Origin of the sequence: Microbispora siamensis, assembly GCF_016863095.1 — a bacterium.
Taxonomy (GTDB): Bacteria; Actinomycetota; Actinomycetes; order Streptosporangiales; family Streptosporangiaceae; genus Microbispora; species Microbispora siamensis.
Map to the genome: position 1 here is coordinate 19,953 of NZ_BOOF01000063.1, position 13,257 is coordinate 33,209.

Annotated in this window: 16 protein-coding genes; 3 read left to right on the forward strand and 13 right to left on the reverse strand. The window is 70.0% G+C overall.

From position 1 onward, the window contains the following. Positions 1–43 precede the first annotated feature (43 nt). Positions 44–391, reverse strand: coding sequence for a helix-turn-helix domain-containing protein (locus Msi02_RS38560; RefSeq protein ID WP_079319608.1), 348 nt, complete (start codon positions 389–391; stop codon positions 44–46). Positions 392–393: 2 nt separating this feature from the next. After that, a complete protein-coding gene (locus tag Msi02_RS38565) occupies positions 394–669 on the reverse strand; it encodes a hypothetical protein (RefSeq protein WP_204052727.1) in 276 nt (91 codons plus the stop codon). On the opposite strand from Msi02_RS38565, the gene Msi02_RS38570 reads away from it, so the two are divergent. Then, positions 668–1,861, forward strand: a complete 1,194-nt coding sequence (locus tag Msi02_RS38570; protein WP_373308350.1) for an NADH-quinone oxidoreductase subunit D — start codon at positions 668–670, stop codon at positions 1,859–1,861. The genes Msi02_RS38565 and Msi02_RS38570 overlap by 2 nt on opposite strands. Before the next feature lie 15 nt (positions 1,862–1,876). On the opposite strand, the gene Msi02_RS38575 is transcribed toward Msi02_RS38570, so the two are convergent. From Msi02_RS38575 to ftsH, 7 genes are all read right to left on the reverse strand, one after another. Then, the gene (locus Msi02_RS38575) at positions 1,877–2,326 is read right to left on the reverse strand and encodes a DUF3180 domain-containing protein (protein WP_204052700.1); all 450 of its coding nucleotides are present in this window, start codon (positions 2,324–2,326) and stop codon (positions 1,877–1,879) included. Positions 2,327–2,344: 18 nt separating this feature from the next. Then, complete coding sequence (folK, locus tag Msi02_RS38580; RefSeq protein ID WP_079319611.1) at positions 2,345–2,845, reverse strand: 2-amino-4-hydroxy-6-hydroxymethyldihydropteridine diphosphokinase; 501 nt, start codon at positions 2,843–2,845, stop codon at positions 2,345–2,347. Further along, positions 2,842–3,225 carry a dihydroneopterin aldolase gene (gene folB / locus Msi02_RS38585; RefSeq protein ID WP_204052701.1) on the reverse strand — a complete coding sequence of 128 codons (384 nt, stop codon included), beginning with the start codon at positions 3,223–3,225 and terminating at the stop codon, positions 2,842–2,844. The genes folK and folB overlap by 4 nt, the downstream gene beginning before the upstream one ends. Continuing rightward, complete coding sequence (locus tag Msi02_RS38590) at positions 3,222–3,647, reverse strand: nuclear transport factor 2 family protein (protein ID WP_193208960.1); 426 nt, start codon at positions 3,645–3,647, stop codon at positions 3,222–3,224. Before Msi02_RS38590 ends, folB begins: the two co-directional genes overlap by 4 nt. A 22-nt stretch (positions 3,648–3,669) precedes the next feature. Continuing rightward, the gene (gene folP, locus Msi02_RS38595) at positions 3,670–4,542 is read right to left on the reverse strand and encodes a dihydropteroate synthase (protein WP_239109158.1); all 873 of its coding nucleotides are present in this window, start codon (positions 4,540–4,542) and stop codon (positions 3,670–3,672) included. A 74-nt stretch (positions 4,543–4,616) separates the two neighbouring features. Beyond that, a complete protein-coding gene (folE, locus tag Msi02_RS38600) occupies positions 4,617–5,213 on the reverse strand; it encodes a GTP cyclohydrolase I FolE (protein ID WP_079319614.1) in 597 nt (198 codons plus the stop codon). Positions 5,214–5,215: 2 nt separating this feature from the next. After that, complete coding sequence (gene ftsH / locus Msi02_RS38605) at positions 5,216–7,225, reverse strand: ATP-dependent zinc metalloprotease FtsH (protein WP_079319615.1); 2,010 nt, start codon at positions 7,223–7,225, stop codon at positions 5,216–5,218. A 405-nt stretch (positions 7,226–7,630) separates the two neighbouring features. On the opposite strand from ftsH, the gene Msi02_RS38610 reads away from it, so the two are divergent. Then, complete coding sequence (locus tag Msi02_RS38610; protein ID WP_204052702.1) at positions 7,631–8,500, forward strand: RNA-guided endonuclease InsQ/TnpB family protein; 870 nt, start codon at positions 7,631–7,633, stop codon at positions 8,498–8,500. Positions 8,501–8,513: 13 nt separating this feature from the next. On the opposite strand, the gene hpt is transcribed toward Msi02_RS38610, so the two are convergent. From hpt to dacB, 4 genes are all read right to left on the reverse strand, one after another. Beyond that, on the reverse strand, positions 8,514–9,071 hold the full coding sequence (gene hpt / locus Msi02_RS38615; protein WP_239109159.1) for a hypoxanthine phosphoribosyltransferase: 558 nt from the start codon (positions 9,069–9,071) through the stop codon (positions 8,514–8,516). A 12-nt stretch (positions 9,072–9,083) separates the two neighbouring features. Continuing rightward, positions 9,084–10,103, reverse strand: a complete 1,020-nt coding sequence (gene tilS / locus Msi02_RS38620) for a tRNA lysidine(34) synthetase TilS (RefSeq protein ID WP_204052703.1) — start codon at positions 10,101–10,103, stop codon at positions 9,084–9,086. Between the two features lie 72 nt (positions 10,104–10,175). Beyond that, complete coding sequence (locus tag Msi02_RS38625; protein WP_204052704.1) at positions 10,176–11,225, reverse strand: Rv3626c family coenzyme F420 biosynthesis-associated protein; 1,050 nt, start codon at positions 11,223–11,225, stop codon at positions 10,176–10,178. 56 nt (positions 11,226–11,281) lie between these two features. Next, a complete protein-coding gene (gene dacB, locus Msi02_RS38630) occupies positions 11,282–12,667 on the reverse strand; it encodes a D-alanyl-D-alanine carboxypeptidase/D-alanyl-D-alanine endopeptidase (RefSeq protein WP_239109161.1) in 1,386 nt (461 codons plus the stop codon). An 86-nt stretch (positions 12,668–12,753) separates the two neighbouring features. Between dacB and Msi02_RS38635 the strand changes: the two genes are divergently transcribed. Continuing rightward, positions 12,754–13,257, forward strand: coding sequence for an inorganic diphosphatase (locus Msi02_RS38635; protein ID WP_204052705.1), 504 nt, complete (start codon positions 12,754–12,756; stop codon positions 13,255–13,257).

The following is a 13,257-nucleotide window of genomic DNA, read 5'->3' on the forward strand; positions in this document are numbered from 1 at the left end:
CGACGGAAGGTCAGGTTGGGGGTCTCGCCTGAGAGGCCCCCAATCAAGCGGCATCCGTCGACTTCTCGCTGACAGGCAAGCGCAGCGTCCGATCACCGAAGTCGACGACCAGATCCAAGCGGGCCCCGAGCGCCTCCACATAGCGAGCGATGACCTCGAGGGATGTGACCTCTCCATGCTCGATCTGTGAGACCCGGGCAACACTCAGACCCATGACAGCCGCGACGTCCTTTTGGCCGAGCCCAAGTTGCTTTCGCGCCTCGGCGAGCTGATGACCGCGCACCTCGGCGAGAAGCTTTCTGGCGCCCTGCTCGATCACGGAAGGGGAGACGCCGGCCTCGTGCAGTTCCCGCTCGAGGTCGGCCCAGTCCCCCGGCACTCTCTGCGGCATGTTCACTCCTCTTCGTCGCTGGTGTAGTCGAGGTAAAGCTGTATGGCCAGGGGGATGTTCTCCTTGTACCACCGGTTCCGGTCAAGATCCTCCTTGAGGAGCGTCCTGAACCAGGCGGCATACTCATCTGTGACCTTCATCGTCCATGCCAAGAGCGCCTCCGGAATCAAGGCTAGCCTTAAGTCGGACAGCAGGCTACTGCCGTCGACAGGAGACGGTGGTCGAGTTCGTCTGATGCCTTCGCCGTCTTCGCTCCTCCATGGCGAGCGTGAAAGCATGGACGGCATGACGACCGAGCAGGAGGGCGCGCGCCGGGAACGCATCGTGGGGATCGGCGCGGGTGCCGACGCCGTGCAGGCGAGGGAGCTGGCCACCGAGGACATGATCCTCAACATCGGCCCGCAGCATCCGTCCACCCACGGCGTGCTGCGGCTGCGGCTCGTCCTCGACGGCGAGCGCATCACGGCCGCCGAGCCGATCGTCGGCTACATGCACCGCGGCGCGGAGAAGCTGTTCGAGGTGCGCGACTACCGGCAGATCATCGTGCTCGCCAACCGGCACGACTGGCTGTCGGCGTTCGCCAACGAGCTGGGCGTCGTGCTCGCGGTCGAGCGCATGCTGGGCATGCAGCCCCCGCCCAGGGCGGTGTGGGCGAGGACGCTGCTGGCCGAGCTCAACCGGGTGCTCAGCCACCTGATGTTCCTCGGCAGCTATCCCCTGGAACTCGGCGCGATCACGCCGGTCTTCTACGCCTTCCGCGAGCGGGAGACCCTGCAGCACGTCATGGAGGAGATCTCCGGCGGCCGCATGCACTACATGTTCAACCGGGTGGGCGGGCTGAAGGAGGAGCTGCCCCTGGGCTGGCTCGACCGCGTCACCGCCGCCGTCGCGGCCGTGCGGCGGCGGCTGCCCGACATCGAGGAGCTGATCGCCGGCAACGAGATCTTCCTGGCCCGCACCCGCGGCGTCGGCGTGCTCGACCGCGAGACGATCATGCAGTACGGCGTGAGCGGCCCCATCGCGCGGGCCTCGGGCGTCGACTTCGACCTGCGGCGCGACGAGCCCTACCTCGCGTACGGCGAGCTGCCGGTGAAGGTCGTGACCCGGTCGGCCGGGGACTGCCACGCCCGGTTCCAGGTGCTGCTCGAACAGGTCAAGGTCTCCCTCGACCTGGCCGACGCCTGCGTCGAGCGCCTGCGGCATCTGCCGCCGGGACCGATCAACCAGCGGCTGCCGAAGGTGCTGAAGGCGCCCGAGGGCCACACGTACGCCTGGACGGAGAACCCGCTCGGCCTCAACGGCTACTACCTCGTGTCGCGGGGCGAGAAGACGCCGTGGCGGCTCAAGCTGCGCAGCGCCTCCTACAACAACATCCAGGTGCTGCGGGAGATGCTGCCGGGCAACCTGGTCGCCGACATGATCGCGATCCTCGGCTCGATGTTCTTCGTGGTCGGCGACATCGACAAATAGATCGACACGTCGCGGTCAGGTCTCCCCGGAAGGCTTGCCGGGCACCCGGCAGCAGTGTTCGAGGAACAGCGCCGCGCAGATCAGGATCACGCAGGCCACGAACGATCCGCCGCCGACGAGCGCGTCCTGGCGGGGCTTGTCCAGGTCGAGCAGGTCGAGCACGCGCACCACGAACCCGGCGAAGATGCCGCCGAACGCCGCCCCGACGTACGCCGTGGCCTTGGCGAGCGCCGCCAGGCGGGCGACGGCCAGCGGCTCGACCGGCTTGGTGTTCGGGCGGCGCAGGATCCTCGCCCGGGTCAGCCAGCCCGTGTACGCCTCGCCGACGGCCAGCAGCAGCGTGGTGGGGATCGCGGTCCACGGCAGGGTCGGCACCACGGAGTAGAACTGCCGCAGCAGCCCCCAGGTGAGCAGGGCGAACACGACCACGAGACCGACGAGCACGCCGGGATTGCTGGGCTTCACGCGGGGACTCCTCGTCGATCAGGCCGGGGGTTCGATCACGAGGTCGGGCCGCAGCCGCACCCCGCTCTGGTCCATGTCGGCCAGCAGGGCCGCCACCGACCCGCGCCCGGGCAGCACCGCAGCGGGATCGGCCTGCGCCCACGGCACCAGCACGAACGCCCGCTCGTGCGCCCGGGGGTGCGGGAGTGTGAGCTCGGGGTCGTCCGACATGAGGTTCCCGACCGTGATGAGGTCCACGTCGAGCGTCCGAGGGCCCCACCGCTCCCTGCGCTCGCGGCCGAACGCGTTCTCGACGCTCTGGGCGCGGTCGAGCAGCGTACGGGGGTCGAGCATGCTCTCGGCGATCACGACCGCGTTGAGGTATGCGCCCTGCTCGGGGCCGCCGACCGGATCGGTCTCGTAAACCGGGGACACCGCCACGAACGTGAGCCCGGGGGCGTCGAACAGCGAATCGACGGCGCCCTGGAGATTCTCGATGCGGCGGCCGAGGTTGCTGCCGAGCGCGATCACGACCCTCATGCGCGACCCCTTCTGATCGTCACCACCACGTCGCCGAACGGCAGCGGGATGGGCGCCGCCGGTTTGTGCACGCTGACCTCCGCCTCCTCGACCAGCTCGTGGGCCAGGCAGGCCGCCGCCAGCCGCTCGGCGAGGGTCTCGATGAGGTTGACCGGCTCGCCCTCCACGATGCGGACGAGTTCCCCCGCCAACGCCCCGTAGTCCACGGTGAGCGTCAGGTCGTCGGCCACCGCCGCCGGGGCGGTGTCGAACCACAGGGCCACGTCGATCACGAACTCCTGGCCCAGCTCGCGCTCGGCGGGCAGGCAGCCGTGCCTGCCGCGGGCCCGCAGACCCGTCAACCGCACGCTGTCACGACTGGTCGCCGGCCGCGCCGTCACTGCTCCTGATCCTCCTCGTCGTCGTCGCTCTGCAGAACCGGTGAGCCGTGGTAGAGCCACAACCGCCAGCCGGTCCCGGTCCGCACGTAGGTGCTGGAGGCGACGACCCGGCCGGCCGCGAAGCCCGGCTCGTCGGTGTCGGCGGCCGTGAGGATGTTCTCCGCGCAGGTGACCACGGCGACGTCCCCGAGCACGGTCGTCTGCACGTCGGTCAGCACGAACTGGATGTACGGCGTGTTTGCCATGATGAGCGCCCACGAGCGCAGCACCTCCGACCGGCCGGTCAGCATGGGCCAGCCGGGGTGGACGCACATGGCCGGACGTCCCGGGACGTCCTCGATCCAGATCTCCGACATCTTGTCGAGGTCGCCGCTCTCGATGGCGTTGTAGAACGCCTGGTTGAGCTCCTCGATGTCCTTCATGGGCGTCCCTGTCGGCATGTCGTCACCGGCCCTCGTCAGCGTGTCGTACGGCTGCTGCCCTCCACGCGGCGGCCACACGCACCGCGTCGGCGTTCGCCGCCACCCGGTGCACCCGCACGCACCACGCGCCGGCCCGCGCCGCGAGCGCGGTGACGGCCAGTGTGGCGTCGTCGCTGCCGTCGAACGGCCGGGGCTCGCCGTCCGGCCCCGCCAGCAGGCGGCCGAGGAAGCGTTTCCTCGACGCTCCGATCAGCAACGGGCGGCCGAGGCGGTTCAGCTCGCCGATGCCGGCCAGCAGTGCCCAGTTGTGCTCGGCGTTCTTGGAGAACCCGAGGCCGGGATCGAGCACGATCTGCTCCTCCCGCACGCCCTCGGCCAGCACGGAGTCGACCCGCTTGCGCAGCTCCTCCGCCACCTCGGTCACGACGTCGCCATAGATGGCCCGGCTGTCCATGTCGCGGCTGTGCCCGCGCCAGTGCATCACGACGTACGGCACGCCGGTCGCGGCCACCACTCGCGGCATCGCCGGGTCGGCCAGCCCGCCGCTCACGTCGTTGACGAGCTTCGCCCCGGCCGCGACGGCCGCCTCGGCCACCTCCGCGCGCATGGTGTCGACGCTGACCGTCACGCCCTCCTGGCTGAGCGCGCGGATCACCGGCTCGACGCGGCGCAGTTCCTCCTCAAGGGAGACCCGCGCCGCGCCCGGACGGGTGGACTCGCCGCCCACGTCGACGATGTCGGCGCCCTCGGCCACCAGGGCGAGGCCGTGCCCGATCGCGACGTCGGCGTCGAACCACTGCCCGCCGTCCGAGAAGGAGTCGGGGGTCACGTTGACCACGCCCATGACCAGGCAGCGCCCGAACTCGGGCATACCGGGCACACTCGCTGCGGTCATGGGGTCAAGAGTAGTGCCCCAAGGGTCGATGCCTGTCGGGCAGGAGCGGTGTCCCAATCGGCCGTCGCCCGCGCTCAGCCGCGCAGGATCAGCGACATGGCCTCGGCCCTGGTCGCCTCACTGGAACGGAAGTCGCCCCGGACGGCCGACGTGATCGTCTTGGCGCCGGGCTTGCGCACGCCGCGCATGGTCATGCACATGTGCTCGGCCTCGATGACCACGATCACTCCGCGCGGCTCCAGCACCTGCATCAGACCGTCGGCGATCTGTGAGGTCATCCGCTCCTGGACCTGCGGCCTGCGGGCGTAGACGTCCACCAGCCTGGCCAGCTTGGACAGGCCGGTGATGCGTCCCTTGTCGTTCGGGGTGTAGCCGATGTGGGCCACGCCGTGGAACGGGAGCAGATGGTGCTCGCAGGTGGACATCACCTCGATGTCCTTGACGAGCACCATCTCGTCGTGGTCCGCGTCGAACATCGTGGTCAGCGCGTCCTCGGGCCGCTGGCCCAGGCCGGCGAACTGCTCGGCGAACGCGCGGGCCACCCGGGCCGGGGTGTCCCGGAGCCCGTCGCGATCGGGGTCCTCCCCGATCGCGAACAGGATCTCCCGGACCGCCTTCTCGATCCGGTCGTGGTCGAAGCCAGGGGGCGGCCCCACCATGGGTTCGGCCATGGTCAGGCCTCGTCCCGCTGCGCCGACTGGTCGTTGACCCACGGGGTGGAGCCGGTGCCGCCGGCGGGCAGCGCCGAGCCGTTGCCGTTCGCGCGCTCCTTGGGCGTGATGACCGGAGGACGGTCGGACGGCAGGCGCTTGCCGTATCCGGCGTAGGAGGGACGCTTCTCCTTGGGCACGACGGGCGAGAAGATCTCGAGGACCTGCTCCCGGGAGAGCGTCTCCTTCTCCATCAGTTCGAGCACGAGGTTGTCGAGCACGTCGCGGTACTGGACGAGGATCTCCCACGCCTGGTCGTGCGCGCTCTCGATGAGGCGGCGGACCTCCTCGTCGATCGCCGAGGCGATCTGCTCGGAGTAGTCGCGCTCGTGGCCCATCTCACGGCCGAGGAAGACCTCGCCGTTGCCGCTGCCGAACTTGCGGGCGCCGAGCCGCTCGCTCATGCCGTACTCGGTGACCATGCGGCGGGCGATCGAGGTCGCCTTCTCGATGTCGTTGGACGCGCCGGTGGTGGGCTCGTGGAAGACGAGCTCCTCCGCGGTGCGGCCGCCGAGCAGCATGGCGAGCTGGTCCATCATCTCGGACCGGGTCGCGAGGAACTTGTCCTCCATCGGCAGCGTCATCGTGTAACCGAGGGCGCGGCCGCGCGACAGGATCGTGATCTTGTGGACCGGGTCGGAGTTGGGCAGCGCGTGGGCCACCAGGGCGTGGCCGCCCTCGTGGTAGGCGATGATCTTCTTCTCCTGGTCCGACATGACCCGGGACTTGCGCTCGGGACCGGCCATCACGCGGTCGATCGACTCCTCGAGAGTCGACATCGTGATGAGCTTCTGGTCCTGGCGGGCGGTCAGCAGGGCCGCCTCGTTGATCACGTTCGCGAGGTCGGCGCCGGTGAAGCCGGGGGTCCTGCGGGCGATCACGTCGAGGTCGACGTCCTGCGCGAACGGCTTGCCGCGGCCGTGGACGCGCAGGATGCCCTTGCGGCCCTCCAGGTCGGGCCGGTCGATGACGACCTGCCGGTCGAAACGGCCGGGACGCAGCAGCGCGGGGTCGAGGATGTCGGGGCGGTTGGTCGCGGCGATGAGGATCACGCCGCCCTTGACGTCGAAGCCGTCCATCTCGACGAGGAGCTGGTTCAGCGTCTGCTCGCGCTCGTCGTGGCCGCCGCCGAGACCCGCGCCGCGGTGCCGGCCGACGGCGTCGATCTCGTCGATGAAGATGATCGCCGGGGCGTTCGCCTTGGCCTGCTCGAACAGGTCGCGGACGCGGGAGGCGCCGACGCCGACGAACATCTCGACGAAGTCGGAACCGGAGATCGAGTAGAACGGCACGCCCGCCTCACCCGCGACGGCGCGGGCGAGCAGGGTCTTGCCGGTGCCGGGCGGGCCGTACAGCAGCACGCCCTTGGGGATCTTGGCGCCGATCGCCTGGAACTTGGCCGGGGCCTGGAGGAACTCCTTGATCTCCTGGAGCTCCTCGATGGCCTCGTCGGCCCCCGCGACATCGGCGAACGTCGTCTTCGGGGTGTCCTTGGTGATCAGCTTCGCCCGCGACTTACCGAAGTTCATGACCCGGGAGCCGCCGCCCTGCATCTGGTTCATGATGAACAGGAAGATCAGGACGATGATGATGATCGGCAGGAAGCTGACCAGCAGGCTGACGAGGAAGTTCTCCTTCGGCACCTCGACGGTCCAGCCCCCGGAGGGCTTGGCCTGGTCGAGCGCCTGCGTGAGCTGGACGCCCTGGCCCTCGACCCAGGGGGCCTGGATGCGGGTGACCCCCTGCTTGCCGCCGGCGTCGATCGGCTTGTTCAGCGTCAGTTCGACACGCTGGTCCTTGTCGACGACCACCGCGTTCTTGACATTGCCCTGCTGGATCTGCTGGACGACCGTCGAGGTGTCAGCGGTGGTGTAGTTACCGTCTCCGCCGAACATCGTGGTGACGAGCAGGAGAAGCAATACGATGCCCAGGATCCACAGCAGTGGGCCACGTGTAAATCGCTTGAGATCCATCCGTTGCGGAACCCCGGCGGGCCCGTCCCTTCCTGACCAAGGCCTGCCCCGGGAAACCCCGGGGTCGCGGCATCCCTTACCGCTCCTTCTGGCTACCGCGGGCCGGCCGAGCGGCCGCCCACGGATATCCGAAGGTACACCCGGCAGCCGCGGCGGGTAACTGCCCGAGCGGCTCCGGCTTTGCCTTTCCAACGTACGTCAGCCAACCCCGTGTTCCCCGACCTGGCGCCCAATAACGCACGATTCGAGGGTCACTTCGCTAAGGGCTTACTCCCCTGCGTGGCCGGGAGGAATCCGGACCCCGTAAAAGTTGGCCCGGCGAAGCCGGGACAGCCCAGAGCGGCAAGCGCTCACGACTTTGCTCCTTCCGCTGACCGTCAGGCAAAGCACTCGTAAAATGCGAACATGCGTACGGCATATAAGGTGCGGGTCTACCCCACCGCCGAACAGGCCGCGGTGCTGAACCGCACGTTCGGCTGCGTACGCCTGGTCTGGAACAGCGTCCTGGCCTGGCGGCAGGCCCGCTACCGTGCCGAGGGCGTGACGACCTCCTATGCGCAGACCGACCGGTATCTGACCGAGCTGAAACGCGACGGCGGCCACGACTTCCTGTACGAGGTCTCCAGCGTCCCGCTGCAGCAGACGTTGCGGCACCAGCACACGGCGTTCGCCCCAACCCGCGCCCATCTGGAGCGCAAGGCGCGGAACCTGGCCCGCTACCAGCGGCGCATGGCCCGTAAACAGCGCGGATCGAACAACCGGGCCAAGGCCAAGGCGAAGGTCGCCGGCGCCCACACCAAGGTCCGCGACGCCCGCGCCGACTTCCTGCACCGCACCTCCACCCGGCTGGTCCGCGACCGCGACCTGATCGTGATCGAAGACCTCAACGTCAAAGGCATGGTCCGCAACCGCCGCCTGGCGCGGGCCATCTCCGATGCCGGGTGGGGCGAGTTCCGCCGCCAGCTGGAGTACAAGACCGCGCGTGCCGGGCGGCGCCTGGTCGTGATCGACCGCTGGTATCCCAGCTCGAAGACGTGCAGCGCGTGCGGGCACCTGCCCACCGCACTCTCCCTGTCCACCCGGCACTGGACGTGCCCGGGATGCGGCACCCGGCACGACCGGGACGTCAACGCCGCCAAGAACATCCTGGCCGCTGGTCGAGCGGTGTCTGCCTGTGGAGCTGACGTGAGTCCGCAAGGGTCCTCCCTTCGGCGGTCGGCGGTGAAGCAGGAAGCCCAGCCCGTGAGGGCGGGAATCCCGGTCCTTCAGCTTTAGGGCCGGGAGGAAGTCAATCCCCTCCGTACACATGAGGCGCAAGAGTCCCGATGAACGGCAGGTTGCGATACCGCTCGGCGTAATCGAGCCCGTACCCGATGACGAACTCGTTGGGGATGTCAAAACCGACGTAACGGACGTCCAACTCCACCTTCACCGCGTCCGGCTTGCGCAGCAGAGTGCAGATCTCCACGGACGCCGGGTTGCGCGACTTCAAGTTGTTCATCAGCCACGAGAGGGTCAGCCCGGAGTCGATGATGTCCTCGACCACGAGCACGTGCCGGCCGGCGATGTCGGTGTCGAGGTCCTTCAGGACCCGCACGACGCCGGACGAAATGGTCCCCGCACCGTACGAGGAAACGGCCATCCAGTCCATCTGCACGGGCACGTGCAGCGCGCGGGCGAGGTCGGCCATGACCATGACCGCTCCCTTGAGCACGCCGACGATCAACAGTTCCCTGCCGGCGTAGTCGGCGTCGATCTGGCCCGCCAGTTCTCTGATCTTCTCCTGTAGCTCCTGCTCCGAGATGAGGACTCTGGAGAGATCCTTGCCCATGTCGGCTGCGTCCACCTGGGGTTTTCCTTACGCGAGCGAGAGGTTGTCCACGGCGAAGACAAGGGTGCCACAGCGCCTGACCACCCCTACCCCCCCGGGTAGGTCCACTCCCTTCTGTCCGTGCCAGCCGGTCACCAGCCGCTCGACGGCCTCGATGTGCACCGCCGCGAGCGCGGCGGCGTGCGCCCCGGCCTCCACGGCCGCCCGCTGGATGACCCTCCGCCGCACCGCCCCCGGCACGTCCGCCAGCACGGACACGTCCAGTTCCCCGCCGGGACCGCGCGACTTCGCGTGGACGGCGTCCGCCCACTCGTCCAGGGCGTCGGCGTCGTCCCTGCACAGCCGCGCCGTACGGGCCAGCGCCTCGGCGATCCCCGGTCCCAGCGCGGTCTCCAGCGCCGGGAGGGCGTCGCGCCGCACCCGGACCCTGGTGTACGCGGGATCGTCGTTGTGCGGGTCGTCCCAGGGCCGCAGGCCGAGGGCGTCACAGGCCTGCCTGGTCCGCTCCCGGCCGAGTCCCAGCAGGGGGCGCCGGTAGATCCCGGAGACCTCCGCCATACCGGAAAGCGACCGCGTGCCGCTGCCGCGGGCCAGGCGCAGCAGCACGGTCTCCGCCTGGTCGTCTCGGGTGTGGCCGAGCAGGACCGCGGCGGCGCCCAGCCGCTCGGCCGCGGCGGTCAGCGCGGCGTAGCGGGCCTCCCGCGCCGCGGCCTCGGGGCCCCCGGCCGTGCCGACCGTGACGGTCAGCGCCTCGGCCGGGCCGAGACCGAGCGAGGACGCGAGCCGTACGACGTCGCGGGCCCGGCCGGCCGAGCCCTCCTGCAGGCCGTGGTCGACGGTCAGCAGCCCGGCGCGCAGGCCGAGGCGCGGGGCCGCGAAGCCGGTGGCCGCCGCCAGCGCCAGCGAGTCGGCGCCGCCGCTGCAGGCCACGAGGACGAGCGCGCCGGACGACCCCCGCGCCCCCCGCGCCCCTCCGGGGGCGGCGAGGTCCGCGAGCGACAGCCGTACGGCACGGCGGACGTCGGCGACGGCGGGATGCGGGCCCATGCGGCCATTCTGGCCGCCCGGGGCGGGTGTGGGGAAACGGGCGTCCGACGGGTCCGGGGAGGTGGGCGGGAATCAGGCGGAGGCCAGGACCCGGGACATCCAGGCGTGCGGGTCGGCGATCTCCCCGCGGTCGGGCAGGGTCTCCGGCGAGGTCCAGACCTTGTTGAACGACTCCATGCCGGCCTCGTCCACGATCGTGCGGACGAAGTGGGAGCCCTCGGCGTACTGCTTCATCTTCAGCTCGATGCCGAGCAGCCGGCGGACGAGCTGGTCGAAGCGCGAGCCGCCCTCGCGGCGGCGCTGGAACTTGGCGCGGATCTCGGCGACCGACGGCACGACGGACGGGCCCACGGCGTCCATGACGTAGTCGCCGTGCCCCTCCACCAGCGTCATCACGGCCGTCACGCGGTCGAGCACGGCCTTCTGCTCGGGCGTCTGGATGGCTTCGATGAGGTTGCCCTCGCCACCCCTGAAGGCGTCGGCCACGGCGTCGGAGGCGGCGCGCAGGCGCTCCAGCAGGGTCGCCAGGTCCATCTCGGACGCGAGGAGGAACTCGGTCATCTGGCTGCGGACGTATTCGCGGAGCCAGGGGACGCCGGTGAACTGCACCCGGTGGGTCTCCTCGTGCAGGCACACCCACAGGCGGAAGTCACGGGGATCGACGCCCAGCTCGCGCTCGGCGTGCACGATGTTGGGCGCCACCAGCGTCAGACGGCCGGTCGGAGCGTGACCCGAGGGGTCGGGCGGCAGGAACAGCTCGTACTGCCCGAGCACCCGGGAGGCGAGGAAGGCCAGCACGGCGCCGACTTCGAGCCCGGTGATGCGCGAGCCGACCGCGCCGACGACCGCCGGCATGTTCGACATCTTCTGCGTCAGCGGCTCGAGCACCACGCGGAAGCCGTCCACGTTGGCGCGGATCCACCCGGGACGGTCGACCACGGTCGCCGCCTCGGGCGTCGCCGAGTCGATGCGGGTGAACTCCCGCACGTGCCCCTCGGCGTCCCGCGACAGCCGCCGCAGTTCGAGGACCGCCTGCCTGGCCTCCTCGCGGCTCACCTGAGGGCCGGGCCGCACGAGGCGCACCCCGGTCGCGACGGCCAGATCCCAGTCGATCACCTGCATACCCACCACCGTACGTTCTCCGACTTCTCGCCGCGCATGCAGGCGCGAGGGGATCACTAGCTCTGGGAGACGATCGTGGCCATTTTGTCGAGGGCGGCGATCGCCTCCGGCGGGTTGGCCACCTGGTCGGCCATGAACGCGAAGGTCAGCAACCGGCCCTCGGATGTGTACGCGATGCCCGCCAGGGTGTTCACCCCGTTCAGAGTGCCCGTCTTCGCGCGTACCAATCCGGCGCCGGCCCTGGAATCGGACTTCCCGTAACGATTATGCAGAGTCCCGGTGAAATGCGCGACCGGCAGCCCGCTGATCAGCGAGTGCAGCTCCGGATGGGCGGAGGACGAGGCCACGGCCAGGATGTGGGCGAGGGCCGTCGGCGTGATCCGGTTCTTGGTGGACAGCCCGCTGCCGTCGTGGACCTCCACCCCGCCGGCCACGCCGAGGCGGGTGAGCACGCGCCCGACCGCCGTGGGCACGCCCTGGAAGGTGTGCGGGAGGCCCTCCTTGATGGCGGCCTGACGGGCGAGCGCCTCGGCGAGGTCGTTGTCACTGTGCGTGAGCATCCGCTCCACGAGCGCGTAGATCGGGCCGGACTCCACCCGGGCCAGTTCCTGCGCGGTGGGCGCGGCCTTGGCCGAGTCGACCCCCTTGCCCACCTTGATGCCGTTCTTCCTGAGCAGCGTGGCGAACGCGTCGGCGGTGGCCTGCGCCGGGTCCGGGTAGCGGGCGCCGTTGGCCGCCCGGCCCTCGTCCATCATGAGCGCGGACACCGGGGCGACGCTGCCCTCCGGGATGTACGTCGGCTTCCAGCCCGGCGCCGTCCGCGGCCCGCCGAACAGGGAGGCGTCGTACGACAGGTCCACCGAGGTGAGCTTCGCCGCCTTGAGCGCCTTGGCCGTGCTCGCGGCGAGCCGGGCGAGCGACGCGGGCCGCGGGTAGATCTCCTCCTGCTCGGCGGCGCTCGTCCGCGGGCCGGCCAGGGTCGGGTCGCCGCCGCCGACCAGGACGATCGACCCGGCCGAGGACCCCCGCACGACCCGGGTGGCCAGGCGGGCGTCCGGCCCCACCGTGGCCAGCACCGTCAGCGCGGTGACGACCTTGGTGGTCGAGGCCGGGGTGATGGCCGTGCCCGAGCGGCCGTCGAATATCGGCGTTCCCGTCACGGCGTCGAGCACGATCCCGGCCACGCTGCCGCCGAGGGCGGGGTCACCCATCGCAGCGGTGAGCCGGGTGGTCAAAGTACCCTTGGCGGGGAGAGCCCCGTCCCCCGCCGCGGCCAGAACCGGACCCGCGGTCACCAGGGGGATCGGGGTCGGCTTCGGAGACGCGACCGGAGCCGGGGTCCTGTCGGCGTCATGGGTGATCAAATAAGTGCCCGCGAGGACGACGAAGATCTGCAGCAGGGCGAGGGTGGCCACCACCATCCACCGCTCACGTCGCACCACTACACCCTCATTTCGCGCCGACCTTGACCACGCCTACGAGACATTAACGCCAGCCCGGGAGACCGGGGACTCATGCGGAGGAACGAGTGGAGTTCGACGTTGTCGTTGAGATCCCCAAGGGACAACGGAACAAGTACGAGGTTGACCACAAGACCGGCCGCATACGTCTGGACCGCCTGCTTTTCACGTCTACCCAGTACCCCGCCGACTACGGGTTCATCGAGAACACTCTCGGCGAGGACGGAGACCCGCTCGACGCACTGGTCCTGCTCCAGGAGCCGACTTTTCCCGGTTGCCTGATCCGCTGCCGCGCCGTCGGGATGTTCCGGATGACCGACGAGAAGGGCGGCGACGACAAGGTCCTGTGCGTTCCGGCGACCGATCCGCGGATGGAGCACATCCGCGACATCCACCACGTCGCCGAGTTCGACCGGCTGGAGATCCAGCACTTCTTCGAGGTCTACAAGGACCTGGAACCCGGCAAGTCGGTCGAGGGCGCCAACTGGGTCGGCCGCGTTGAGGCCGAGGCCGAGATCCTCGCCAGCATCGAGCGCTTCCAGGAGACCGAGCACCACGACGAGGAGCACTGA